The 23,859-nt window shown below is 53.5% G+C and carries 23 protein-coding genes; 7 read left to right on the plus strand and 16 right to left on the minus strand.

Features of this window, described 5'->3' with window-relative positions; genetic code table 11:
* Positions 1-134: 134 nt before the first annotated feature.
* The 9 genes from J3P34_RS02265 to J3P34_RS02305 all read right to left on the minus strand — a co-directional run bounded on the left by J3P34_RS02265 (position 135) and on the right by J3P34_RS02305 (position 9,735).
* Positions 135-1,064 carry a M20/M25/M40 family metallo-hydrolase gene (locus J3P34_RS02265; protein ID WP_210486247.1) on the minus strand — a complete coding sequence of 310 codons (930 nt, stop codon included), beginning with the start codon at positions 1,062-1,064 and terminating at the stop codon, positions 135-137.
* Between the two features lie 801 nt (positions 1,065-1,865).
* A complete protein-coding gene (locus tag J3P34_RS02270; protein ID WP_246853500.1) occupies positions 1,866-2,798 on the minus strand; it encodes a M48 family metalloprotease in 933 nt (310 codons plus the stop codon).
* A 222-nt stretch (positions 2,799-3,020) separates the two neighbouring features.
* Positions 3,021-3,275, minus strand: a complete 255-nt coding sequence (locus tag J3P34_RS02275; RefSeq protein WP_210486248.1) for a hypothetical protein — start codon at positions 3,273-3,275, stop codon at positions 3,021-3,023.
* A 144-nt stretch (positions 3,276-3,419) separates the two neighbouring features.
* The gene (locus J3P34_RS02280; RefSeq protein WP_246853556.1) at positions 3,420-3,806 is read right to left on the minus strand and encodes a CZB domain-containing protein; all 387 of its coding nucleotides are present in this window, start codon (positions 3,804-3,806) and stop codon (positions 3,420-3,422) included.
* Between the two features lie 168 nt (positions 3,807-3,974).
* The gene (locus J3P34_RS02285) at positions 3,975-4,316 is read right to left on the minus strand and encodes a cupin domain-containing protein (protein ID WP_210466153.1); all 342 of its coding nucleotides are present in this window, start codon (positions 4,314-4,316) and stop codon (positions 3,975-3,977) included.
* 129 nt (positions 4,317-4,445) lie between these two features.
* Entirely contained in the window at positions 4,446-5,468 is a 1,023-nt protein-coding gene (locus J3P34_RS02290) for an SDR family NAD(P)-dependent oxidoreductase (RefSeq protein ID WP_210486250.1), read from the minus strand.
* A 4-nt stretch (positions 5,469-5,472) separates the two neighbouring features.
* A complete protein-coding gene (gene ligD / locus J3P34_RS02295; protein WP_210486251.1) occupies positions 5,473-8,019 on the minus strand; it encodes a DNA ligase D in 2,547 nt (848 codons plus the stop codon).
* Between the two features lie 210 nt (positions 8,020-8,229).
* The gene (locus tag J3P34_RS02300; protein WP_210466161.1) at positions 8,230-8,772 is read right to left on the minus strand and encodes a hypothetical protein; all 543 of its coding nucleotides are present in this window, start codon (positions 8,770-8,772) and stop codon (positions 8,230-8,232) included.
* Between the two features lie 414 nt (positions 8,773-9,186).
* Positions 9,187-9,735 (minus strand): NUDIX domain-containing protein, encoded by a 549-nt coding sequence (locus J3P34_RS02305; RefSeq protein ID WP_210486252.1) that lies wholly within the window; start codon positions 9,733-9,735, stop codon positions 9,187-9,189.
* Between the two features lie 161 nt (positions 9,736-9,896).
* Here J3P34_RS02305 and J3P34_RS02310 point away from each other — a divergent pair, with 161 nt between their 5' ends.
* From J3P34_RS02310 to J3P34_RS02335, 6 genes are all read left to right on the plus strand, one after another.
* The gene (locus tag J3P34_RS02310) at positions 9,897-10,367 is read left to right on the plus strand and encodes a DUF2059 domain-containing protein (RefSeq protein WP_210466164.1); all 471 of its coding nucleotides are present in this window, start codon (positions 9,897-9,899) and stop codon (positions 10,365-10,367) included.
* Between the two features lie 323 nt (positions 10,368-10,690).
* Positions 10,691-11,485 carry a phosphatase PAP2 family protein gene (locus J3P34_RS02315; RefSeq protein ID WP_210486253.1) on the plus strand — a complete coding sequence of 265 codons (795 nt, stop codon included), beginning with the start codon at positions 10,691-10,693 and terminating at the stop codon, positions 11,483-11,485.
* A gap of 237 nt (positions 11,486-11,722) precedes the next feature.
* A complete protein-coding gene (locus J3P34_RS02320) occupies positions 11,723-12,511 on the plus strand; it encodes a dienelactone hydrolase family protein (RefSeq protein ID WP_210486254.1) in 789 nt (262 codons plus the stop codon).
* A 388-nt stretch (positions 12,512-12,899) separates the two neighbouring features.
* Positions 12,900-14,705, plus strand: coding sequence for a glycoside hydrolase family 3 protein (locus J3P34_RS02325; RefSeq protein ID WP_210486255.1), 1,806 nt, complete (start codon positions 12,900-12,902; stop codon positions 14,703-14,705).
* Positions 14,706-14,805: 100 nt separating this feature from the next.
* On the plus strand, positions 14,806-16,095 hold the full coding sequence (locus J3P34_RS02330) for an exo-beta-N-acetylmuramidase NamZ family protein (protein ID WP_210486256.1): 1,290 nt from the start codon (positions 14,806-14,808) through the stop codon (positions 16,093-16,095).
* A gap of 28 nt (positions 16,096-16,123) precedes the next feature.
* Entirely contained in the window at positions 16,124-17,161 is a 1,038-nt protein-coding gene (locus J3P34_RS02335) for a sulfatase-like hydrolase/transferase (protein WP_210486257.1), read from the plus strand.
* Positions 17,162-17,255: 94 nt separating this feature from the next.
* On the opposite strand, the gene J3P34_RS02340 is transcribed toward J3P34_RS02335, so the two are convergent.
* The 4 genes from J3P34_RS02340 to J3P34_RS22320 form a co-directional block, all read right to left on the minus strand.
* A complete protein-coding gene (locus J3P34_RS02340) occupies positions 17,256-18,041 on the minus strand; it encodes a CDP-alcohol phosphatidyltransferase family protein (RefSeq protein ID WP_246853502.1) in 786 nt (261 codons plus the stop codon).
* An 18-nt stretch (positions 18,042-18,059) separates the two neighbouring features.
* Positions 18,060-18,449 (minus strand): GtrA family protein, encoded by a 390-nt coding sequence (locus tag J3P34_RS02345; RefSeq protein ID WP_210466171.1) that lies wholly within the window; start codon positions 18,447-18,449, stop codon positions 18,060-18,062.
* 289 nt (positions 18,450-18,738) lie between these two features.
* Entirely contained in the window at positions 18,739-20,064 is a 1,326-nt protein-coding gene (locus J3P34_RS02350; RefSeq protein WP_210466173.1) for an inositol-3-phosphate synthase, read from the minus strand.
* Between the two features lie 338 nt (positions 20,065-20,402).
* On the minus strand, positions 20,403-20,528 hold the full coding sequence (locus tag J3P34_RS22320; protein ID WP_345890326.1) for a type II toxin-antitoxin system antitoxin: 126 nt from the start codon (positions 20,526-20,528) through the stop codon (positions 20,403-20,405).
* Between the two features lie 346 nt (positions 20,529-20,874).
* Between J3P34_RS22320 and J3P34_RS02360 the strand changes: the two genes are divergently transcribed.
* Positions 20,875-21,213, plus strand: a complete 339-nt coding sequence (locus J3P34_RS02360) for an SPW repeat domain-containing protein (RefSeq protein ID WP_210486258.1) — start codon at positions 20,875-20,877, stop codon at positions 21,211-21,213.
* Positions 21,214-21,332: 119 nt separating this feature from the next.
* Here the strand turns inward: J3P34_RS02360 and J3P34_RS02365 are convergent, their stop codons facing one another.
* From J3P34_RS02365 to J3P34_RS02375, 3 genes are all read right to left on the minus strand, one after another.
* Complete coding sequence (locus J3P34_RS02365; protein ID WP_210486259.1) at positions 21,333-22,292, minus strand: bestrophin family protein; 960 nt, start codon at positions 22,290-22,292, stop codon at positions 21,333-21,335.
* 37 nt (positions 22,293-22,329) lie between these two features.
* Positions 22,330-23,226: an SdiA-regulated domain-containing protein gene (locus tag J3P34_RS02370; protein WP_210486260.1), complete on the minus strand. Its 897-nt coding sequence runs from the start codon at positions 23,224-23,226 to the stop codon at positions 22,330-22,332.
* A 129-nt stretch (positions 23,227-23,355) separates the two neighbouring features.
* On the minus strand, positions 23,356-23,799 hold the full coding sequence (locus tag J3P34_RS02375; RefSeq protein WP_210486261.1) for a PepSY-like domain-containing protein: 444 nt from the start codon (positions 23,797-23,799) through the stop codon (positions 23,356-23,358).
* Positions 23,800-23,859: the final 60 nt, after the last annotated feature.

Here is a 23,859-nt window from a genome sequence, read left to right on the forward strand (position 1 = left end):
ATGCCATAAAAAGCCCTCTAAAGGAAGCGGAGCAGGAAAGCAGCTACCGCATAAAAAAATCCTTTTTGCCTCATTTTCACGAAATGAGGCAAAAAGGATTTTAGCTATATAAAGGGGTAGTTGAAAGCTAACTTCTAACTAGGCAGTTCTTTATCCAAAACCTGCACCGTGCGCAGGATGGTTTCCACAGATTTGAGGTAGAAGGCTTGGTGAATGTTTCTAAACTCATCAGTTTCCTGGTGGTAATGCGGATGGTCTTCCACCCCGAAGTAAATAAAGGGGATCTTGGCGTTATGGAAACTGCCGTGGTCAGACTGCTGGGTCCAGTCATCATGGCCTTGCTCCGGGCGGTCGTGGCCGAAGCGCAGGTTCAGTCCCTCGGGCACTTTCACCTTTTCTATGAGCGGCTTAAAGGCCGGGTAATGGTACGCCCCGGAGGCATACAGCTCGTTCTTCTCTGAGATGCTTACCATGTCCAGGTTCACGTCCAGCAGGATTCGTTCCTTCGCGAAAGGCAGGTTGGCCACAAAGGCCTTGGAACCGCGCAGACCTTGTTCCTCGGCATCAAAGGCTACAAACACCAGCGTGTGCTGCGGCTTCTGTTTCTGAAAATGCGTAGCGATGGCCAGGATGGCGCCAATGCCCGAGGCATCATCATCGGCGCCATTGAAGACTTTGCCATTGCGGGTGCCCACGTGGTCATAATGCGCCGAGATCACAATCACCTTGTCTGATTTTCCCGGGATCATGCCCACCAGGTTCACGCCCTGCACCTCACTTGTGGCGTTACGCGGCGTGAAATTGAAAGTATGCTGATATTGATTCCCCACCGGCTTCAACCCGATGCTCTGGAACCGTTGCACCAAGTATTGCTGCGCTTTGGCGTGGCCCGGCGTATTGGGCAGCCTTCCGCCCAAAGAATCGGCGGCTAGTATCTGAACGTCTTTCAGGGCCTGGCTATGGGCAGGCTGCTGGATCACATCCTGGGCACAAGAGGTAATACTAAGCGTAAACACGCTGAAGGAAGCCAACAAAAGGGCTGGAAGAGACTTAGAACGGTTCATGTCCAAAAGGTACGGCAAAAATCGGAATCCTGCACTTGCGGGAATGTTTTGGGCTTGTTTTAAGAAAAACAGACTAATAATGGGAGGAAGGTTCTGTAAGTGGAAAGTGGGTTGTGGAAATGGTGGGTAGGTTGAAGTTGGGAATCAAGAGGTTTGAGGGTTGAATGGCGGAAGAGGGGAATAGTAACCCAATCCCTGTCCTCTTTCAAGAAGGTGTTGTTTTCCCAAAATGCCTAGTTCTTCACAATAGAACCTGGTTCAAGTTTTCAACTTGGACCTACCATGTCCGGAAGTTTGCAACTTCCGTGAGGCGCAAGCCTCAACCCGGGCATTGCTGATGCTGTGACCTTAAAATTCACGCGTCCTCCCCTTGGCCTGCCGCCCGACAGACCAACCCAATGGCGACCTATTTGAGGTTTGGCAATACGCAATATCAGGGGACTGACCGAGGAACAAGGGCCTAATGGTCTGTATTACCGTCCTGTACTAGCTAACAGAAGTAGAAGCAACTAACTCAATATAGCCTTTCCTGAGGCTGTCGCCTCACTGAAGTTGCAAACTTCAGCCCCTTGTAGGTCCAAGTTGAAAACTTGAACCAGAGAATTCAAAGGAGGAATCCACCCCTTCCTACTTAGAACAGGAACTTTCCTTAGTAGGCAGAAGGCTTACAACGGCAACAAAAGCTGGCTGAGTTTTTAGACTGATTTAAGAAAATCGGGCCGGAAACACTTAACAGGCTGAAAACAAAAGCGCCGCTTTCTTTGCAGAAAGCGGCGCTTAAAAATCATGTATTGAAGTGGCTTAGGTGGTGGTTAAGACCCCTACCCGCTGACCAGATTCGTTCAGGAGCAATCCGTCTGTGCTCACGAACAGGTAAGAGAAGTAGCGGCTTTCCAGCACGTAAGGGAACTTGCTGCTTTTGGTTTTCTGCAGCTTGCCAATCACTTCCAGGCCATCTTCGGTTTCCCGTACCAGGTTATAGGAAGTGGTTACGTACAGGCGCTCCTGGGGGGCGCTTTGTAATTTCACCTGACGCAGGATCTGCTCAGAACCTCTTCTGGCGCTGGTGGCAGGACGTCTGCTGGTGGTATTGGCAGCTACGGTAGACTCAGACATGATGGGGCGGCTTACGCCGGCCACTGTGCGGTTTGGCGTACCGGCCTTAGCGCTGGCCAGGATCTGCTCCTGGGCATTACGCCAGCCTCTGCTGATGGCAGTAAGGCGGGAGCTTTTGCCCGGGTGCGTGTAATTATCTTCTTCGTCGGCTAAGGCTTTGATGGCAGCCTGGGCCTCGCTTAAGCTGGCACCCATTTTCCGGAGCACAAACCCAGAGAACTCATCGGCCTCCAATTCATCCTGCTTGTTACTGCCGCCTTGTGTAAGGGTGTGCCCGTTGAGGTGGTGACCGATCTCGTGGGCCAGGATACTAACCCCCGCCCAGTCTGTTCTAAGCGCGTTGTTCAGCGTGCTCACAAAGTTCTCATTGTAGAGAACATAGCGTTTGCCGTTCATGATCACGGCAGCTGCGTTAGGAACGTTGGCAGCGCGTACCTCAAACCGAGGCTTCAGCCCTACCACATCAATAATCTCAGTGATAATATCTCTGGCCCCTACCGCGGCAGGCGCTGCATATGCTGTTGCAGCTCCTCCCCTTGTTTCAGCCACAGCCGGTGTCGCCACCGATGCACCGGTCAGAAACAGACCGGTAAGTACTGATAAAAGAACCTTTTTCATATGCTTTTCCATGTAGTTTTATAACAGAAGAACACGCTTTTTGATTCAACGCCAAAGCTGTCAAATCATTGCGTACTCACTTAATAGCAAGTTCTCTGCCAATTTTAGAAAAACAGCCGTTAAACCCACGTATGCAACAGGGGTGTTAAAAATATTTTTTTAGTTCCCTATAGCGCGCAAAAAAGCCCTTGAGCGTATTTCCCTAGGGCTTTTTTCATCAAATTAATAGTTGTTTTCCTGGTTGGAATCGCCATCGTTGGTATCGCGCTCGTCAATGGTGTTGCCACCGCCGGCTTTCTCCGTGCCCGAGAAGTTCTCGTCCTGCTTAGAGGCGTCATACCCAGTGACATTACGTCTGTAGCTATCATGGTCACTGATATCCTGACGCTGGTGCTCTGACTGTTTGCCTTGCTCCATTCTGTTAGCAGAGTTGTTGGTTTCCTCTGGGTTGGCGGGGTTATTTGATTTATCTGGCATCTTCTTAAGCTTAAGTGAAACATGGCAGCCCATTTCTACAATAGGCCTGTCTTCTTGTACTAAAGCGGAGGCAAAAGGTTCTTTCAGCCAAGACGCTGAGTTGCTTTTTGAGGCCCGGTACACAGAACCAGGCAGACAGGTAAATCAAACAACGGTTTTGCGCTCAATGACTTCTAACAGGTGCAGGAGCCGTTGGGCGGTATCATCAATTTGGGACAGGTCTTTGAGGGCCTGGTCTTGCTGCCCTCGCTGGTAGAGCTGCCAAAGGTGCCGGGCAATTACGTGCATTTCATTGTGTACCCTCTCCAATTCCCGCACCTCCGGCAGATGACCTATGCGGGGCATGGCTACATCGTAAATCCATTTGCCCAGCGCACAGCCCGTAGTAGAGATCACCGGCTCGGTGTCAATGTCTGCGCCGTAAAGCAAAGCCCTCAGTTTTGATTTGAACAAAACGTGCTTAATGCGCGCCTGCTCAAAATCAAGCCTTCCTATGCTCTCCAAAAAATTCTTCTGCTCTTCTCTATTCATTTTCACGACTAAGGTGTAAGCCGTCTCGCCTCCTAAACACCAAATACCCGCACATGTTCTAGTTTACCATAAAACACCCCAAAATCAGCCAGGAAATTATTTACAGCTATAGAGCCATCATTGTCAGTGGCAGGCTTTCTTCAAACCTGAAAGCCTGCCACTGATCTGTCAGCCTTCGTCGCGGCCTTTTACCTGCGCCGGAGGCGATGTAGCCTCCACGGCCGTGAATTCCTCCAGAATCTTGTAGGTGTGCGAAGCGCCTTTGGGTACCACGTAGGAGTTGCCGGGTTCCAGCAAAACTACCTGTCCCTCGGTGTGCAGCTCAGCGCGGCCCGAGATCACGTAGCCTACGGTTTCGTACTCGCGGCGCACCTCAGGTTTAGAGTCTCCGGGCTGTTCTTTCTCCCAGAGGCGCATGGACACCGTTTTGCCCGAGGCCAGGTATTTCTCGCCGTCCTCTCCTTTTGGCGAGTAGGCGCCGTCTATTTTGGTCACTGTAGTATCACTCATATTTTTAGCGGTTGGTTTAAGTTAGGTGTACGTAAACAGCAGGCTTGCTACCATTGAAAAGCCAACGGGCCAGCCCTCAGGTAAAAACTGCTCTTCACCTGCTTTGTTTTTGTTTCCGGGCTGATGCCCTTAAAACTCGTTGTTTTCCCGGGCCGCTTTCTGGTTGGGGGCATTCAGGGGCGATTGCGTGAGTTCGGTTTCGCTTTCGTAACCGCGCACCGCCTCCTGCCCTACGCCACCCGGACCCGGCAAAAACATGTTCACCAACCCCATCAGGTCTGAAGTGGTGCCGGGGAAAAGCCCGTGCAGCATACTGATGAATTTGGCGTTGAGCCCCAGGGTAACCTCGGATTTCCCATAACGGCAGGCATTGATGATATCTCGGGCGGCTTTGTCAGCGGCCAGGGAGATCAAGGGATTGGCATCCATGAGCGCGAAAGCGGTGTACTCTTTCTCGTTCTGACCTTTGACAAAAGCGTTGCGGGCACTGCCGGTGCGCATAAGCCCCGGGTTGATAGTGGTAACGTAGATACCGTCCTTGATCAGTTCAGACCTGAACCCCTCTGACATACCCACCAGCGCGAACTTACTGCCGCTGTACGGCACCAGGTGCGGCACGCTCACCTTCCCTCCCACCGAGGCAATGTTCACGATACGGCCTTCGCCTCGGGCTTTCATCTCGGGAATGACCTCCAGCATGGTGTAGAGCGACCCGAAGTAATGGATGTCCATGGCGGCTTTGAAATCCTCCACGGTCATTTCCTCCAGCGGCCCGGCGGCAATGATGCCGGCGTTGTTGATGAGCACCTCTACCGGCCCCAGCCGCTCGGTGATCTCCCTGATCATGGCTTTCACCTGACCCTGGTCACTCACGTCGCAGTCAAAGGCCAAAACGGTGGCGCCGCCGGCCTCCAGCTCCTCGCGGGCAGCATCCAGTTGGTGCTGGGTACGCGAACAGATGGCTATTTTGGCACCTTGCTCAGCGAACATGCGGGCCAGCACCAGACCCAGCCCGCGGCTACCTCCGGTGATGAGCACGGTGCGGTCTGTAAAGGAGAATTCCGCTTTGCGGCGGGCGCGGGTACGGAGGGCCAGCAAAGCCCCCAAACCGGCCCCGGCCAGTAAGAGTGATGTCTTGGTTGAATCTTTCATAGGTCTATTTTTTCAGTTTCTTAAGATAGGCGGCAACGTCAATGCCTTCGCCCAGCACCGGCTTGAAAAGGTCACCCAGTTTCTGGACGCGGTCTGGCACATTCTTCATGGTAAACTGCGAAGGGTGCAATCCGGTTTTGACTTCTTCCCACAAAAGCGGCGTGGAAACGGTGGCGCCGGCCCTGGGCCGCACACAGTAGGGCGCGGCAATGGTCTGTGCGATGGCGTTCTGCAGAAAATCAATGTAGATCTGGTTCCGGCGTTCTTTGGGGCTGCGCTCCAGACTGGTGAGTTTAGGAAGTCTGTCTTGCAGGCGCTGGGCCAACAAGTGGGCGAGTTCTTTCACCTGCTCAAAGGGCCATTTGGCAGCCAGAGGCACATACAGGTGCATGCCGGTGGCCCCGGAGGTTTTGGCGTACACGGGGATTCCCAGTTCATCCAAGATCTCCTTTGCAGCCAGGGCCGTTTCCACCACCTCGTCATAGGTGTTCTCACCGGGGTCCAGGTCCAGCACCAGGTAGTCCGGGGTGTCCAGGTGCTGCAGGCGCGAGTTCCAGGGATTGAGTTGGATGCATCCTAGGTTGTTCAGGTAGGCCAGCGCAGCCTTGTTCTGGCAGACCAGGTAATCTACGTCCTTGCCCGTGGACTCCGCTTTGATGGTCGTGGTCTGGAGCCAGTCCGGGGCGTTATCGCCGGCGTCTTTCTGGAAGAAGCCCGGTTTGGTGATGCCGTTGGGGTGGCGCAGCAATGACTCAGGCCGGTCTTTGAGGTAGAGCAACAGCACATCGGCCATGGTCTGGTAGTACATGACCAGGTCTTTCTTCGTGATGCCTTCCTCGGGCCAGTACAGTTTGTCTGGGTGCGAAATAGAAATCTGCTGACCGTCCAGTTCCAGCACCAGGGTGTCTTCGTCTTTTTCTTGTTTAGCGGCCATTTTCGGTTTTTTGGTTGATTTCTGGGAAGTGGTTTGCTGGGGTGTTTCCGGGGCCGATACGATCTGTTCATGCACCACGTCTTTGGCTTTCTTGTCTACCCGCAGGCCCTTGAAGATGGCCTGGCGCATCTGCCCGTCGGCAGTCCACTCCGCGAAGGCCAGTTCGCAGACAAGTTCCGGCTTTACCCAGGTCACCTCGCGGCTCAGCGGCACTTTCTCCTTGAACGGCGATTTCTCCTGCTTCAGCGGCTCTAGCTTTTCTATGAGTTCCTGCAGGCTTTGCTTGTTGAACCCGCTGCCGCTCTGGCCCACGTATTTGAGTTCTTTTCCCTCGTACACGCCCAGCACCAGCGCCCCGATGTGCACGCGGCTGCCCTGCGGCTGGGTGTAGCCTGCGATAATGGCCTCCTGGCGTAGGTGGGTTTTGATCTTGAGCCATTCCTGGGAGCGCTTGCCCATCAGGTATTTGCTTTGGGCCGCTTTGGCCATGATGCCTTCCCATTCGTTTTCCTGGGCCTCCTTGAAGAACTTGGTCCCTTTGCCCACACGGTGCTCACTGTAGCGGAGCGGGTTCTTGGCTTTAGAAAGCACCGCGGCTAGCTTCTCCTTCCGCTGGACCAAAGGAAAGTCGCGGAGGTCCTGGCCATCCAGGTACAAGAGGTCGAAGATGTAGTAGTAGAGGTGCTCTGAGGGAGTGTTCTGGTAGTTCTGCAATGCCTGGAAATCGGCTTTGCCGTTTTGGTCCAGAATCACCAATTCCCCGTCAAAAACGGCTTGGTGCGGCAGGCTTTCCAGGGCCTTCACCACGGGGCCGTATTTCTCTTTGAAGGATTTTCCGTTGCGCGAGTACAGCTGTACCTTGCCGTTCTCCACCTCGGCCACGGCGCGATACCCATCCCACTTCACCTCGAAAAGCCAGTTCTCGTCATCAAAAGGACCATCGGTGAGCTTGGCGGTCATGGGCACGATGTCATGGGGCATCTCCGCAGAACCTGTTTTGCTTTCAGCTTTTTTGGCCGAGGCTTTGGGCTTCTCTTTGGTTTTAGCGGAAGCGGGTTTGGTCGATTTTGTGGCGGGCTCGTCTACGAAATCCTCGGCATCATAAGGAGCATCGGTGGCATCCTCGTCTTTCTTTTTTAGCAAGAGCCAGGCGTCTTCCTGGCGGCCTTTCATTTTAACCAGGCTGAATTCCCCGCGTAGTTTCTGGCCTTCCAGCACGAAGTGCAGACTGCCCGCCTCCAGTTCCTGCAGCATCTGCTGTTCGCCCTCAGCACGGTCCAAGGTGCCTACGGCGTGGAAAGTGCCCTGGTCCCAGATATCCACGTGGCCGGCGCCGTAGTTCCCCTCGGGGATGTCGCCCTCAAAGGTGCTGTAGCTCACCGGGTGGTCTTCCACGGCCACGGCCAGGCGTTTGTCAGATGGGTTAAGTGAGGGGCCTTTGGGCACGGCCCAGCTTTTGAGCACGCCCTCCAGCTCCAGCCTGAAATCATAGTGGAGTTTGGAGGCCTGGTGCCGGTGCACGACAAAGCGCAGGGCACCCTTGCTGTTGGCCTCCTTACCCTCGGGCTCGGGGGTTTGGTTGAAGTGGCGTTTCTGGTTGTATTCTGTCAGGCTCATGTAGGTAGGTCTTTCTTTGAGTGACTGACTTTGGCAGCTACATCTGCGCGGCCCGTCAGTATTTTACACCTCTTGTACGGAAGAAAACTTTTCTTTGGTGCCTGAACTTCCAGGGTGGGTTTCTGGGCCAGTTTCCAGAAAACAGCCCTAAAACAGAAGGCCTGCCCTTTTGCAAGAGGCAGGCCTTCTGTTTTTCAGAAATAGCTTTCCTTAGTTTGTTCTGGCACCGCGGCCTGCTACGTCCGGATCATTGTTCTGATCCTTGCCGCCTTTGTTGGGTGAGTATTTCTCATCATCCGGGTCGCCGCCGTGGCCGGCATGTCCGCTGCTGCGGCCGCCGCCGGTTCCGTCGTTGCCGTTGTGGTTGCCTTTAAAGCCGCTGTGGCTATCGCTCAAGCCCCCGGCGTGGGTGCCGTAGCCTGTGTCTTTGTCGCTTTCAGCGCCGTGAATAGGCCGTGTGTGCTCGGTGGGGTGTTTGCCCAGTTCCTGCTCTCTTTCACCGTAGCCTCCGCCCCGGCGACCCTGGATGTCTCCGCCGCCATTGATATCCACGTGCGGGGTTCCGCCGTCTTCTTTGCCGTTGAAGTCTACGAAATCGCCATCTGCGTCATAATTGGCGGTGTTGCCGCCTTCGGCTTTGGTACCGTAGTTATGATCTGCAAATACACCGTCCCCGCGGTTTCCGTCCTGGCTGTTATTGCTTCCAGAACCCTCCTGATGGGGCGTTCCCTGGTTCTTATTTTGATCTTCCATAGTTGGGTCAGATTTAAGTGATTACAACAAACTGATTCAGAGCATATTTAAACTTTGTCTTTGGTGCTGCAAAAGGCCATAGCAAGAACCTGCGTTCGCGCTTTCATCGCCTTCGTAGCGCTGCTACGAGGCTCAAAAACCACTTCCGCAGAACCTTACTCTTGCCATTTTCGCTAACCAATCCAAAATTTAAAAATGCTCTTCCCTGTTTACGGACAGAACCATGGAGAGTTAATTAATAGCCTCTATTTTAAGCCCGCTAAAAGAAAAGCGCCTTTCACCCACTCGTGAATGAGCAGACGAAAGGCGCACCTATGTTTATGAGCTGATTTCTACAAATCAGGCTGGAAACGGAATCTTGGGGAAGAGCCCTTGATCATTGGATGGGTCTGCATGAAGATTGGAAGAGGTTGCCTATTTTCCTTTCTTCTTTGTCTGTAAGTAAGGCAGGACATTGGCTTTTGCCCACTCCACGGCCAACAGGGTTTTGCCGTCAATGAAGGCGTATTTGGCCAGTTCGTCAACGGACAGTTCAAAGGTTTTGATGTCTTCGTTCTCGTCGTCTTTGCCGCCGCCTTCGCCTGTTTTCTTGCTTACCTCGGCGTAGAAAAGGTAGATCTTCTCAGCGAAAGCCCCCGGAGAGGGATAGAACTCATAGATTTTCTGGAGTTTGTCTACGGCGTAGCCAATCTCCTCCTCAATCTCGCGGGTAATGGCGTCTTCGGGCTTCTCGTCTTCGCTGTCCAGCATGCCCGCCACGGCCTCTACCAGGTCCTGCTCAATGGCCGGCCTGAACTGCTTGGCGAAGATGAATTTCTGTTTTTCTGTGTCATAGACCAGCGCCGCCGCCGCCTGACCGGTCTGGAAAACCTCGCGCTCAAACTCATTGCCTTTGTCTTGCACGGTGTACACTTGCAAGCGGTAGTGCCCCTGATAGGCGGTTTCTCTCTTGGTTATTTTCATGTGTATAGATGGCTTTAAAATAGATCTGGGAATCTTGGTTTCCTGTGGTACGCAGACAAAGGCAAGCGGTTCCTGCGCCAGGATTGTCCAAAATAAATAAGTCCTAAAACTGGCTATTGTGCCCCGCTATACGTATTTATGGAACAAATTAACCTCAAAAAATGAAAAAGTTATTCTCTCTGTGGGTCATGCTGCTGGTGGTTTCAGCAGGCAGTGCCATGGCGCAAGCCCAGACGCAGACCCAGAGCAGCCATTACAAAGCCGCAGAAACCCTGCTCCTGACCATGGGCAGCCCCAAGACCATTGATGACAACCTTCAGCAGATGCTTACCATGCAGATGGAACAGGTACCGGCCATGAAAGCCGCCGAGGTGGAAGTACGGTCCTTCTTTTCCAAATACATGAACTGGGATGCCATTAAAGCCGATCTGATCCAACTGTACATGAATGAGTTCACTGAGAAAGAGCTCAAAGACATGAACACCTTCTATCTCACACCCACCGGCAAAAAGCTGGCCTCCAAACAGTCTATCATCACCATGAAAAGCGCCCAGATTGGCCAGTCTAAGGTGGAGCCGCACATGATGGAGCTGCAGCAGGCCATCCAGAAAAAAATGCAAGGCGACAATTAAGGCCCGCGTCTGACGTACCAGGTATTTTCCCTTGAAAACAAGAAGCCCTTCCCCACCGGAAGGGCTTCTTGTTTTACAACAATTTACTAAAAGTCAATCCGTTACTAAAGACAAGCTGCCTTTTCTCATGCCCTTACCAGATTATTTTGCCAACTGATTTCCTGCATTGGCAGCCGATTTCCCGGTTTTCATCGAAAGTTTAGATTCAGGGAAACTAAAAAGAGCAAATTCCACTTCCTAGAACACTACCAAACACTACCCTTTGACATTCAGAATTTTAAGTTTCTATGCGACCCTTTCTCCTTCTTGTAGCACTTCTCTACATGACCAGGGTTTCGGTATTTGCCGCCTCCCTGGGACCCGAATCCTTACAAGCTCCTGCAGACACTACCCAATTCCTTCAAAAGGCACCCCAGCTTTCCTGGACCAAAAAACATAAAAGCCTGCTCCTGAAGTCTTCCTCGGCGTTGCTGGCGACCGGAATTTTCATTACCGCCTATAACCGGTATGACCGCCCTCTCCGCGTTATTTCACAGAAGGAACGCACTTCCATTTCAGACAAAGCCGCCAGCCTGGTAGAGCCTTTGGGCACTTCCCTTCCGCTGCACGCCACCTTTGCCACCATGTTTGCGCTGGGTGCCCTGGCTAAACGGCCCAAAATGCGGGAGGCCGCCATAGTGGGTCTGGGGAGCTTTTACCTGAGCGCCGTTTCCACCAGTTTCCTAAAAAAAAGCTTCCAGCGGCACCGGCCCAGCAACACAGATGACAGTCACCTGTTTGACGGCTCCGATGGCAATGGACAGAACACCTCCTTTCCGTCATCGCACACATCCAACGCCTTCGCGGCGGCCACGGCCCTGGCCTCGGTGTACCGAGACAGCAAGTGGGTACCCCAGGTAGCCTACGGAGTGGCCACGCTGGTAGGCTTGTCGCGCATCAATGACAACAAACACTGGGCTTCTGATGTACTGGCGGGCGCCGCCCTGGGCTACCTGACCGGAAAGGTTAGTTACTGGACCTTTAATAAGGTGAAAAACCAACTGCAGAAAAGGAACTGGGTGGTCTCTCCTAACTGGCAGAGTGGCGCCGTAGGTGTGAATGCCTCCCTGCAGTTCTAGTCCACAGACCAGCGTTTTGTTTTGCGCCTGTTTTTAGGAGTTGGGCCCTGAAATAATGCACTTGTTTTACTGGTTTCTCAGAAGTAAGCGGGGTTTCCAGAACAATTAAGAAATTGGGTGGTACTACGCCCAGCCAATATAAAGCGGAACTGTTACCTTAGTGGCAGTTCCGCTTTTCTTTTTATCCGGGTTTGAATATTGAGCCGGTTACCATTGATGAACCTAAAACGCTAAAACATGATGAAAAAACTACTTTTCGCTTTCCTGCTATTCTTTACCGCGCAGGTAGCGACCCAGGCCCAGCAGATTAAAACGCAACTGGTAGAGTACAAAGAAGGCGCCACCACGCTGGAAGGTTACCTGGCTTATGATTCCAGCAAGAAAGGCAAACTGCCGGCGGTGCTGGTGGTGCACGAGTGGAACGGCCTCAGCGACTACACCAAGAAAAGATGCGACCAGCTAGCCAGAATGGGCTATGTGGCCTTCGCGGCCGATATCTACGGCAAAGGCGTGCGCCCTACTACCCCGGAGGCCATGGGTGCCGAGGCCGGTAAATACAAGAACAATATTCCGCTCCTGCGCCAGCGGGTGAACGCGGGTCTGGCCCAATTAAAGAAACAACCCAACGTAGACCCCGCCAGGGTAGCTGCCATTGGGTATTGCTTCGGAGGAACTACGGTGCTGGAACTGGCCCGCAGCGGTGCCGATGTAGCCGGCGTGGTGAGTTTCCACGGCGGCCTGGGCACGCCTAACCCCGCCGATGCCGCCAACATCAAAACCAGAATCCTGGTAGCGCACGGGGCCATTGACTCGTTTGTGCCCAAGGCCGAGCTGGACGGTTTCTTCAAGGAGATGAATGATGCCAAAGTAGACTACCAGTTTATCGCCTACAGCGGGGCGGTGCACGCCTTTACCAACCCAGAGGCCGGCACAGACATCAGCAAAGGCGCAGCCTACAACGCAGCCGCCGACCGCCGCTCCTGGGAAGCCATGAAGCAGTTTTTCGCCGAGATTTTCAAAAAGTAGTCCCTAAACAGGCGCATATACCCAAAAGCCGTAGCCGGATCTGTTTCCGGCTACGGCTTTTTTCTTTGTCTGCAGCTTTCTTGTTTTAGGTGCTAATTGCAAAAAACAAGCTGGGAACAGGAATTTGCTTTGAAGGCATTCCTGCAGTTACCAAGCTCCCATCAGATGGTGAAACAGCTCTCCTGTCACCGGCTCTTTGCCAATCTCTAGTTCTTCCAGGCAGTCATGCATAGTCCTTTAAACCGTTGGGTTTGCCTCCTTGGAAAATGATTTTACTATTTAGGCTCAGCTGTCAACCAACCTGGAAAGATAGCGTAAGGTAAAGGCTTTTAGATGGGTGCCTTCTCCTTCCCCGGCCCCGGAAAACAGAACTTATTGCCAACCCAACATGCCCAAACTCTCTGCCCTAGCCCGTGTTCTTCCTCTCTTTTGCCTTATGCTTTTCCTGGCCGGTATTTGCTTTATGGGCTGTAAAAAGAAGAATCCGCACGCAGAGGAAACGGTGGTTTTCAAGCCTGAGCCCATCTCGCCGGAGGATACCATCAAATACCCCAATGCCCTCATCACCACGCTTAACCGGAAGAACAAGTGGGTGGACTCCGTTTTCCGGCGCATGACCCCAGATGAGCGCATCACGCAGTTGATGATGATTGAGGTGTTTTCCAACAAAGGACCGGAGCATGAAGAAGACGTTCTCCGGCTTATCAGGCATTACAAGGTGGGCGGGCTTATATTTTTCCAGGGAGGGCCCATCAGGCAGGCCAGAATGACCAACCGCCTGCAGGCTGCCTCCAAGATTCCCCTCTGGATTGGCATGGACGCCGAGAACGGCATTGGCATGCGCATGGACAGCGCCATGCAGTATCCATTGCCCATGCTGCTGGGCGCCATTAACAATGACAGTCTTATCTACCAAATGGGTGCCGAGATGGCGTTTGAGTTCAAGCGCCTGGGCATGCACCTCAACTTCGCGCCGGTGGTGGACGTGAACAACAACCCGCATAACCCCATTATTAGTTACCGGGCTTTTGGGGAGAACAAGAACGATGTCAGTTCCAAGAGCCTAGCCCAGATGATGGGCATGCAGGACAACGGCATCATTGCCACCGCCAAGCACTTCCCCGGCCACGGCGACACCGATGTAGACTCGCATTACGACTTGCCCATCATCCCCTACGGTCGCCACCGCCTCGATTCCCTAGAGTTGTACCCTTTCCGGCACCTTATCCAGAGCGGGGTGGGCGGCATCATGGTGGGGCACATCCATTTGCCCAAACTGGACTCCACCGCCAACCTACCCGCCTCCCTCTCCAAGCCTATCGTGACGAACATCCTCCGGAAGGAACTCGATTATAGCGGACTCATCTTCACCGATGCCATGGTGATGAAAGGCGTAACCAAGTACTTCAAACCCGGCGAGGCCGAGGTCATGGCGCTGGAGGCCGGTAATGATGTGCTGGAACGTCTGGTAAGCGTACCTCAGGCGCTGCAGGCCATCAAAACCGCCATCCGGGAGAAACGGTTGAGCCAGAAGGAGATTGACCGTCGGTGCCGCAAGGTCCTGGCCGCCAAGTACTGGGTGGGGCTGAACAAATACAAACCCATCATGATTGACAGCCTTTACCGCGACCTACATGCCCCGCATGCCCATGAGATGCTCCGGCGTCTTTCAGAAGGGTCACTCACGCTGCTGCAGAACAAACGCAAGATCATTCCGCTGGAAGAGAAAAAGCGCCGCACAGTGGCCAGCCTGGCCGTGGGCGGCACCAAGAGCACGTTTTTCCAGAAACAGATCAAAACCAAACTCACCACCAAAGACTTCTTCCTGCCCCGCCGAACGAACAAAAAAGACCTGGAGAAACTCCGGAAGGAATTGCTCAAGTACGATCTGCTGCTCATCAGTATCTACGGACCCAGCATCAGGCCCAGCAATAACCTAGGTTTCAGCCCGCAGGAGCGCGCATTGGTGAACGAACTCATCCGGAAGAAAAGAAGCGTGGTGGTGCTGTTTGACAATGCTTACACTTTGAACCGCTTTGAAGACGTGAACCAAGCTACAGCACTGGTGGTGGGCTACCAGCAATTACCGGCAGTACAGGCGGCGGCGGCCAGACTGCTCACCGGCGAGCTCACCCCGCAAGGCAAACTGCCCGTGACCGTGAACGCCAATTTCCGGTACGGCGACGGGTTGTAATTTTTACTATCTGCCTTTCAGGGCCATTTTTAGAAAATCGGCTGTAAAACAGGGGCGCAGATAAGGAGATAAAAACCAGCAACTTTGCTATATTGGCCTTATGATCCGACTTCTGCCCTCCCGTGTAATCTGCCTTCTGTGTCTCTTCTTTCTGGTGCTCTCCCCGGCCTTTTCCCAGGCCCGGAAAGGAGCCAAAGCAGCCGTTCCCGAGGACAGGATCATCATCGGGATTGAGCGGCTGGTCACGCCCGAGTTCCTTCCTTTTATCCAGAACCGCCGCGTGGCCATCCTCACAAATCATACCGGCGTCATGCCAGACAAAGGCCATATTGTGGACCTGCTGCACGCCCGCCCAGATGTAAAGGTGGTGAAACTGTTCAGCCCGGAGCACGGCATCCGGGGCGAGGCTGATACCCACGTCTCTGACGATGTGGACAAAAAGACGGGCCTCAAGGTCATCTCGCTCTACGGCAACGTGCGCAAACCCACGCCCGAGATGCTCAAAGACGTGGACGTGCTCATTTTCGATATACAGGATGTGGGCGCCCGCTACTATACCTACATCGCTACCATGCAGGCTGTGATGGAGGCCGCCGCCGAGAACCAGAAACTGATGATCGTGCTGGACCGGCCTAACCCAATCACCGGCCTCTACGTGGACGGTGGGATAGGCAAAAACGCGAATGAACCCGTAACCAGCCCTAATTTCCTGCCCATTACCCACGGCATGACGGTAGGCGAGCTGGCCCGCATGTTCAACGGCGAGCGAAAAGCAAAAAAACTGCCCCAAGCCGAACTCATGGTGGTGCCCATGCGCCGCTATAGCCGAGGCCAGTGGTTTGACCAAACCGGTCTGCCCTGGGTCAAGCCTTCGCCCAACATGATCAACCTCACCACTGCCACCCTGTACCCGGCCACCTGCATTCTGGAAGGCACCAATGTCTCGGAGGGAAGGGGCACCATGCAGCCTTTCGAGTTCATAGGCGCGCCCTGGATGGACGGTGAGAAACTGGCCCGGCAACTCAACAGCTACAAACTGGCGGGCGTCACCTTCAAGCCCGTGCAGTTCAAGCCAGACAGCGTGGTAGACGGCATCCGGATCTATCCGCCCAAGTTCGTAGGCCAGGCCTGCTACGGCGCCCAGGCCATTGTCACGGACCGCAATAAGTTTGAGTCGGCGAAGGCCACCGTGTACATTATCCATGCCTTGAAAGCGCTGTATCCTACCCAACTGGAGTGGAAGAATACCCGCCTGGACGGCCTCTGGAAAACCGATGTCACCCGCCAGCGTCTGCAGGCAGGCGACCAACCCAAAGACATCATCTCGGCCTGGGCCGATGAATTATCTTATTTCAAAAAAGTGAGAGCCCGATACCTGCTGTATCCGTAAAAGCAGGCTTTAAACCTTTGAGCACTACATGATTATTCGTCTCCTACTGCATTCTGTCTTTTCTGGCTTGTTGCTGAGTTCATCCTGCCAACCGTCTAACCCAACCTTTGCCTCAGAGCAAAGACCTATTGTTTCAGAACAGAAAGCGGCCGTGGTACCGCAGCCCGCTTCCGCTGTACTTCAGCCCAGCGGCACCTACGCCACCCAGAACGTGGTGCTGGTGGTGATTGACGGAGTGCGGTATTCAGATTCCTGGGGAGACGCTTCGTTCAGCAACATTCCGCACATGGCCCGGGAACTGGCACCTAAAGGCGTTTTCCACCCCAAATTCTATAACAAGGGTGTTACCAAGACCAACCCGGGGCACGTTGCCCTTACCACCGGCCATTACCAGCAGATCAGGAACACCGGCGGCGAGTTGCCTAAGCTTCCGTCCGTTTTCCATTATTACCGCCAGCACACCGGCGCCCCTGCCACCGATGCCTGGGTCATCACCAGCAAAGACAAACTGGAGATCCTGGCCCGCACCTACAGTTCAGACGAAGCCGCTAAGTTCGCGCCCTCCACCAGCAGCGGGAACAACGGCCTCAACTCCGGTTACCGCCCAGACACCACCACCATCAGGGTAGCCAAACAGGTTTTCACCCAGCACAAACCCAAACTGGTGCTGATTAACCTGCGCGAGCCCGACTCTGAGGCGCACGAAGGTAACTGGGACGGTTACATCAAAGCCATCAAACAAAGCGACCGTCTAGTGGCCGATTTATGGAAATGGCTCCAGAAACAGCCCAATTACCGCAACAACACCACCCTGCTCATCACCAACGACCACGGCCGCCACCTGGGCGACCGCTTTGATGACCACGGAGACAGCTGCGAGGGTTGCCGCCACATCAGCCTGCTCATGCTGGGCCCTGATGTGAAACCCGGCACGGTGGCCTCCAAGCCCCGCTCGCAGGTAGACGTGGCCGCCACCATGGCCGAGTTGCTGGGCTTTCCCCTTCCCAGACGGGACGGTGAACCCATGCTGGAACTGTTGACGCCAACCCGCCACATAGGTGACTAAGCTAAAAAGCGTTTGGGGCCCGTTTTCCAGAAAACGGGCCCCAAACGCTTTTTAGCTTAGTTCTGAAGTTGAAAAGGATACTTCCGCCGGGTGCCTATTGGTTCAAGGCCTGATTTTTCTCTTTCAGTTCAAGGGCTTTGCGGGCTTCCATTAGACGGGTGAACGCGGTGACATTGGTAAAGATGGCCAGCACCGTGATGGGAATGGTGAACACAGACATGGTCTCAAAGATGTGGAAAGGCAGACCCGGTACGCGCAGCTTGTAGTCGCCGCCAATGAGGTAAGCCGTGAGGCCGCAGAACATCCCCGCCAGGGCAATCAACACCACCCGCTCGGGCCGTTGAAAGAAACCGCCTTTGCACTCCACTCCTAACCCCTCGGCGCGGGCGCGGGTGTAACTCACCATCATAGACCCAATCATGGCAATAAAAGCGAAGAGCGAGCTGAGGAAATAATGGTGGGCCATGAGATAATAGCAGATGCCCAAGAACATGATGAGTTCACTGTAGCGGTCCAGCACCGAGTCATACAACGCCCCGAACGTAGAGCCCATGTTGCCCATGCGTGCCACCTGCCCATCCAGCATGTCAAACAAACCGGCCATCATGATCAGGAACCCGGCCCAGCCCACATAGGAAAAGTCATTGCGGTTCTCGCTCTCCCCGCCAACCACAAAGATGATGGCCACCCCCACATTCAGGATAAAACCGGTGGTGGTAACGGCGTTGGGCGTAAAGCCCAGCCTGATGAGGAGCCGCACAAAGGGATTGACTATTTTATAGATTCCCTGCTGCAGAAACACCTTCCAGGCTTTCTCGCCGGTGCCTTTCTTTTTCTCAAAAGTAGAATCTACCTTCATTTTTTCTCCGGTTGCTTCCATGGGTGCAAGGTCAAGGGATTAGCTGTATGTGGTGTCCTTTTTGAAAACGAACTTCTTTTGCATGAGGTAATTGTAGCCAACCCCCACCAGAATAGAGACAATGACTTTTGAGATAAGGTAACTTACCCCGGAGTAATGCGTGATCACGAAGACACCGGCGGCATTCAGAAACAGACTCCCCATCCAGATGATGAAGTACCTGGAAGCCTGCACCAGCAAACTGGCATCCTCGGCGTGAAAAACCCATTCCCGGCCCAGGGCAAAATGCGTGATCCCGCCCGAGGCGGTTCCCAAAACAGTGGCCAGCACATACCAAGCCCCTAACAACTCCACAGCCAGTACGGTCACCAGAAAGTCTACTACCGTGGCGGTCATAGAGGCCGTCTGCGCCTTTAAAAAGGTGAGCATCTAATTTAGCTTTACGTAAATCAAAAATGGAAGAAAGCGGTGGATGCAGCCCTGAGCCCACTTCACTTTAGGGCTTCTAAGCACTTTCCCGTCTGCCAGCCTATGGGCTCTGAAAGTCTTGTGGCTGCCTGGAAAGTGGAACCGCATCCATCCTGTGAGCACTCATACGCAATAGTTGCCTAAATGGCTAATCAGGCAAGCAATTGTGCCCTTTTTCTTAGCAATGCCCTCTTTCTATCATTTTTGCCCCGCGGATTTGACCTGGCGTTTGGCTACCCATACGCTAGAATTATAAGGTATCTACCAGGTCCTGGTAATAGTCCAGACCCAGGTGGGTGATCAGGTCCTCGCCCATGAGGTGACGCAGGGTATTCTGCAGTTTCATCAACTGCTTGAAGATGTCATGCTCCGGAGCCAGTCCCTCAGCGGTCTGGGGCGACTTGTAGTAGAAGCTCAGCCACTCCTGGATGCCAGACATACCGGCTCTTTGCGCCAGATCCGTGAACAAGGCCAGGTCAAGTACCAAAGGCGCAGCCAGAATGGAGTCGCGGCACAGGAAGTTGATCTTGATCTGCATCTGGTACCCTAGCCAGCCGAAGATGTCGATGTTGTCCCAGCTTTCCTTGTTGTCGCCGTGCGGTGGGTAGTAGTTGATGCGTACCTTGTGGTACATATCGCCGTACAGCTCGGGGTTGGATTCCGGCTTGAATATCTCGTCCAAAACGCTCAGTTTGGAGACCTCTTTGGTTTTGAAGTTCTCAGGGGCATCTAAAACCAACCCGTCGCGGTTACCCAGGATGTTGGAGGAGAACCAGCCTTTCACGCCCAAGGCACGGGCGTGCAGACCCGGCGCCAGGATGGTCTTCATCAGGGTCTGCCCGGTCTTGAAGTCCTTGCCGGAGATGGCAATGCCGTTTTCTTTGGCCAGCTCCACCATGGCGGGAATATCTACCGTGAGGTTAGGGGCGCCATTCGCGAAGGGCACACCCATTTTGAGGGCCGCGTAGGCGTAGATCATGCTCGGGGCAATCCGCGGATCACTTTGCCGAAGTCCCTCTTCAAAAGCGGCAAGCGTCTCATGCACCTCGGCGTGCTCAATGTAGATCTCAGTGGAGCCGCACCACACCATGACCAGACGGTCGCAGTTGTTGATCTCCTTGAAGTTGCGGATGTCTTCCATCAGCATCTCGGCCAGCTCCATCTTGTCAGCGCCTTCTTTCACGTTGGTCCCAACCAGGTTGCGGGCATAGGCTTTGTCAAAAACCGCTTGCATGGGCACTATGCGCTCCAGTTCGGGCTTCACGGCGTGCAGCAGCATGGGCTCCAGTACCCTGGCGTTGACGGCGGCCTCAAAAACGTTGTCAGAGTACACATCCCAGCCCCCAAACACTATATCAGACAGTTCCGCCAGCGGCACGAAGTCTTTGATGAGCGGGTGTCGGTTCTCAGTGCGTTTCCCTAACCTGATGCGGCCCATTTGGGTGAGCGAGCCCACCGGTTTGGCCAAGTCTTTCTTCACGGCCTCCACCCCGGCGATGAACGTGGTCGCGACGGCGCCCAAGCCCGGAATGAGGATTCCTAGCCTTCCCTCTGCTGGTTTCACTTCGTAGTCCATAGTGCTGTTGTTTAGATTGTAAGATGAGGTTCTCAATAGTCTAAGCGCATAAACTATGGCATAAGTTATCTAAAATCCTTTTAATGCCGCTATGTAAGATCCCTTATTATCAGCGGTTTTTATACTATAAAAAAATAAGCCTGCTCTGGTTTGGGCCAGCGCAGGCTCAGAGGAAAACAGGCAAAATATAATCCCATTTTGGGTTCCAGGTTTATTTTCAGGAAATCAGCCCTGAAACGGTGTGCTGCTTCCCAAAGAGCTGTCAAAAAGCGTGCTGGTCTGGAGGTGCTTCTTCGTTTGAGGAATCTGGCAGGGACTTAGGCCATCGGCCCGATCTTTTAAGCGCTTTGCACAATCCATTCAATCTGGCCATTGGTACTTCTGAACGCACCTGCGGCCCACTTCACCAAGGCTTTCATCATATCTGCGATCATGCGCAGGGCAAATGATTTTTTCTGGGCCATAGGCTAGGGGTGTAAGGGTCCGGCATTCACCACGGGGTGGATGCTTCTATCTGAGCAGAGGACTACCATGAGGCTTCATGCGATGGCAACCCTGCATCTCTTCCACGCGCCACCCTAGCACCACGCTAATTATGATAGGGATACAAAGCTTATCCTTGGCTGTAAATCAGAGTTGAAAAGAAGAAGTTTTTCCTCACAAACCGTACTTACCGAATTGTAACTTCTTAAAAATCAGTCAAAACACTACAAGCCATCTCATTTCTTCCCCGTATAAAAATAGAGTTGTTTATAGGTTTAAAAGAAGGAGGTTCTTATGCGGATTATCCCATCCACTATCCATGGTTTCATGGATTATTTCATTGCTATCTTATTGATTGCCTCTCCGTGGCTGTTTGGCTTTTACCGGGGCGGGATAGAAAGTTACATCCCCATTGGGGTGGGTACTCTCATTCTGGTGCAGGCCCTTATGACCCGCAACGAGACCGGGGCCATGAAAGTGATTCCCATGTCGGCGCACCTCATGAGTGACCTGGCCATTGGGTTGTTTCTGGCTTTGTCTCCGTGGCTGTTTTTCTTCCATGATTACATCTGGGAGCCGCATTTCATTGTGGGACTGCTCATTACCGGACAGGCCATTCTCACCCAAATAGCCCCGGCAAGAACCGTGAGCAAGGAACGGTTCTGAGGCTACCCTGCAGATTGATGACAAAAAAGGTTCTCCCGTTTCAGGCGCGGTTTGGAGAAAACACGCCTGAAACGGGAGAACCTCTTTTAAATAAAAGCCTCATGAAAACGAACGCCGGGCTACAGCATTATGCCTTGCTTCAGGTCCTTGGGTTGGGGGAAGTTCTTATCGCCCCAGTGCTCTTTGAGGTTGGTTTCAATGGACAGCGAAAGTTGGGTGAGTGGCACATCTTCCAGGCGGTTCTCAAACGGGTCTTCCATGCGTTCGCCCACCAAATCCAGGCACAGAAACACGAAGGAGATGATCACCGACACCGGGATGCTGGCCCACCCGATCTCCTCCACAAACACGAAGGGCAGCAGCGAGGCGTGGATGAACACAAACACCCTGGAGAAGAAACTGTACTGCCGCGGAAAAGGCGTGTTCTTGATCCGTTCGCTCCGGCCCTGGATGTTGTTGAACTCCACCAGCGTCTGCTCCAGTTGCACAAACCGGTAATCTGAGAGCCAGCCCCGCTGGAAAGCCTCCTTCAAGTCATCGCCCTGTACGTTGAGCAGGTAATTGGGTGGATTGTTTTTATGCCAGAAAGCCTCGTACTCCTCCGGGGAGAGAAAGGCTACGGTGTCTGTGTACTCGTTCGTCTCCTCGAAGATCTCCTCCTGCCGGGTGCTGTTGTAGGGCTTTGGCTTGCGCAGGAAAACCCGCAGGCCGTGCACAAACGCCAGGTGTCGATACACCATGCGATACTGCAGCTTCTTCACCAGTTCGGCATTCTGCGGGTCGGTGGGGATGATCATGGTTATGACCTGCCGGGCCCAGGAACGGCTGCTGTTCACCAACTGCCCCCAGATCTGGCGGGCCTCCCACCACCGTTCATAGGCATTGCTGTTCTTGAAACCCAGAAAAATAGCCAGGGCGGTACTCAAAGCGGTAAGGGTACTGAACGGCAAATGCAGTTTCAGCACATCAAAATAATCATGGAGCAGGAACACCGCCACCGAGAGCAGCAGGTAATACAGCATGCTTTTCCAGGTGTAATGGACAATGACCTCCCACTTCAGGTTTCTATCTAAAATCATAACGCGCAGGTTTTAGAGGGTAGAACAGCAAAAGAGCTTATCTTGTTTGGGCAAGGTTCACCCGCAGAATATTGGCGGGCTCTTTTTTGCCTTCGTTGGAGATGAACAACTCACCCGAAGGGCTGAACGCAATCCCCTCTGGTTTGTAGAAAGCTGCATCGTCCAGTTTGTGCCGCTTCCTGATGCTGCCGTCATGGTTCAGGATAAACAACTGCGGATTAGAGGCCTCGGTGAGGTAGATATCCCCGGTTACCGGGTGAATAGCTATCTCGGAGGGCTGCCAGCCTTTGCTCAGGGTTTTGGCCTTTCCCTGGGGCAACTGGGGATCTTTCAGGTTCAGCCTGAAGATGGGCTCCGCCGATAAGGATTTTGAGCCCAGGTCAAACGCGTACACGCCTTTGAAATCTGGTACGCCAGGCTCTTCGCCTTTGATGGCCAGCAGCAACCGGTTCTGTTTCGCGTCATAGGTGAGACATTCCACGTTGTGGGCCTCGGTGAGCGAAGTGGAATACTCTTTTATCTGCGGCGCTACAGATTGCCAATTGCCCACTTCAAACAAGTGTCCGTCACTTCTCACCACGTAAGCGGTATTGCCTACCAGCGTAATGCCCTCATAGTCTCCGGCGGCCCCAAAGGTTACCTGCTTTTCAATCTGGTTGGTGTTGGTGTTGTAGACGAAGATCACGCCGGCCTCGTCCTGCACGCAGGCAAAACGCCCGTCGCCCAGGAACGCAATGCCAGACACCTCACGCAGGATCTCGGGCACCTCCCATTTCTGGTTTACCTGCACCGCCGCCGACGCGGGCTCCAGGGTTTTCTTCTTTTTGGCCTTTTTAGGTTTTTCGGGCGCTAAACCCTGCGCAGTGCTATTGTCACAGGCCATGGCTGCCACAGACAGCAACAAACTCAGGCATATTATCTGAAAACGTTTCATATCTAGGTTCTTTATTTGATGGATAAATGCGCAGGAATGCCTCGTCTGGAATCCTGCTGATTATTAAAAGGTATTTACGAGTCGATTTTATTAAATGGCCCTGAAAACGGGTCCTTTCAACCTGGCTGGCTAATCCCAGAAAGCGGTCTCCTCTAACTTGCCGTTGGCGTCGTACACTTTTTTGAGGTCGCCGTTGCTGTTCTCCAACTCCACCTGGTACAGCACCTTCCCGTTTTGCTCCACCTTCTCAAGGTCATCCAGGAGGTAAGCCTTAAAATCGCGCTGCACGGCCGCCAAAACAGGGGCCGGAAGTTCTGAGGCCACGATATCCTGTTTATGGGCCACCACCTGGCCGGCGGGGTTCACCAAAGCCGCATGTTCTGTCGTCCCCATGGTAAACTCAGCTTCGTAGAGGTTGCCTTCTTTTTCCCATTCAACGTCTTTGGCGGCCGGGAATTTCACTTGCAGGGCATTCTGAACCAGAGAAGGCATTTGCGTAGGCGTGATGTGCTGGTTGCAGCTCCAGAAGGTGAAGGCTGCGGGCAGCATGGCTAAAATCATTGCTTTTTTCATAGGTCTAAAGGTTAGCTTCTCAAGTTATTGTAAGCCAAAGGTCAGACCCGAAACAGGAAA

Origin of the sequence: Rufibacter aurantiacus, assembly GCF_017916345.1 — a bacterium.
In the GTDB taxonomy this organism is placed as follows: Bacteria; Bacteroidota; Bacteroidia; order Cytophagales; family Hymenobacteraceae; genus Nibribacter; species Nibribacter roseolus.

Coding starts and splice junctions, on each gene's coding strand:
- J3P34_RS02315 (WP_210486253.1), top strand. CDS start 10,691: ATGACCAGGGTTTCGGTATTTGCCGCCTCCCTGGGACCCGAATCCTTA.
- J3P34_RS02350 (WP_210466173.1), bottom strand. CDS start 20,064: ATGGACTACGAAGTGAAACCAGCAGAGGGAAGGCTAGGAATCCTCATT.
- J3P34_RS02265 (WP_210486247.1), bottom strand. CDS start 1,064: ATGAACCGTTCTAAGTCTCTTCCAGCCCTTTTGTTGGCTTCCTTCAGC.
- J3P34_RS02365 (WP_210486259.1), bottom strand. CDS start 22,292: ATGATTTTAGATAGAAACCTGAAGTGGGAGGTCATTGTCCATTACACC.
- J3P34_RS02270 (WP_246853500.1), bottom strand. CDS start 2,798: ATGAAAAAGGTTCTTTTATCAGTACTTACCGGTCTGTTTCTGACCGGT.
- J3P34_RS02340 (WP_246853502.1), bottom strand. CDS start 18,041: ATGGAAGCAACCGGAGAAAAAATGAAGGTAGATTCTACTTTTGAGAAA.
- J3P34_RS02275 (WP_210486248.1), bottom strand. CDS start 3,275: ATGCCAGATAAATCAAATAACCCCGCCAACCCAGAGGAAACCAACAAC.
- J3P34_RS02310 (WP_210466164.1), top strand. CDS start 9,897: ATGAAAAAGTTATTCTCTCTGTGGGTCATGCTGCTGGTGGTTTCAGCA.
- J3P34_RS02290 (WP_210486250.1), bottom strand. CDS start 5,468: ATGAAAGATTCAACCAAGACATCACTCTTACTGGCCGGGGCCGGTTTG.
- J3P34_RS02285 (WP_210466153.1), bottom strand. CDS start 4,316: ATGAGTGATACTACAGTGACCAAAATAGACGGCGCCTACTCGCCAAAA.
- J3P34_RS02375 (WP_210486261.1), bottom strand. CDS start 23,799: ATGAAAAAAGCAATGATTTTAGCCATGCTGCCCGCAGCCTTCACCTTC.
- ligD (WP_210486251.1), bottom strand. CDS start 8,019: ATGAGCCTGACAGAATACAACCAGAAACGCCACTTCAACCAAACCCCC.
- J3P34_RS02335 (WP_210486257.1), top strand. CDS start 16,124: ATGATTATTCGTCTCCTACTGCATTCTGTCTTTTCTGGCTTGTTGCTG.
- J3P34_RS02280 (WP_246853556.1), bottom strand. CDS start 3,806: ATGAATAGAGAAGAGCAGAAGAATTTTTTGGAGAGCATAGGAAGGCTT.
- J3P34_RS02300 (WP_210466161.1), bottom strand. CDS start 8,772: ATGGAAGATCAAAATAAGAACCAGGGAACGCCCCATCAGGAGGGTTCT.
- J3P34_RS02345 (WP_210466171.1), bottom strand. CDS start 18,449: ATGCTCACCTTTTTAAAGGCGCAGACGGCCTCTATGACCGCCACGGTA.
- J3P34_RS02305 (WP_210486252.1), bottom strand. CDS start 9,735: ATGAAAATAACCAAGAGAGAAACCGCCTATCAGGGGCACTACCGCTTG.
- J3P34_RS02320 (WP_210486254.1), top strand. CDS start 11,723: ATGATGAAAAAACTACTTTTCGCTTTCCTGCTATTCTTTACCGCGCAG.
- J3P34_RS02330 (WP_210486256.1), top strand. CDS start 14,806: ATGATCCGACTTCTGCCCTCCCGTGTAATCTGCCTTCTGTGTCTCTTC.
- J3P34_RS02325 (WP_210486255.1), top strand. CDS start 12,900: ATGCCCAAACTCTCTGCCCTAGCCCGTGTTCTTCCTCTCTTTTGCCTT.
- J3P34_RS02370 (WP_210486260.1), bottom strand. CDS start 23,226: ATGAAACGTTTTCAGATAATATGCCTGAGTTTGTTGCTGTCTGTGGCA.
- J3P34_RS02360 (WP_210486258.1), top strand. CDS start 20,875: ATGGATTATTTCATTGCTATCTTATTGATTGCCTCTCCGTGGCTGTTT.
- J3P34_RS22320 (WP_345890326.1), bottom strand. CDS start 20,528: ATGGCCCAGAAAAAATCATTTGCCCTGCGCATGATCGCAGATATGATG.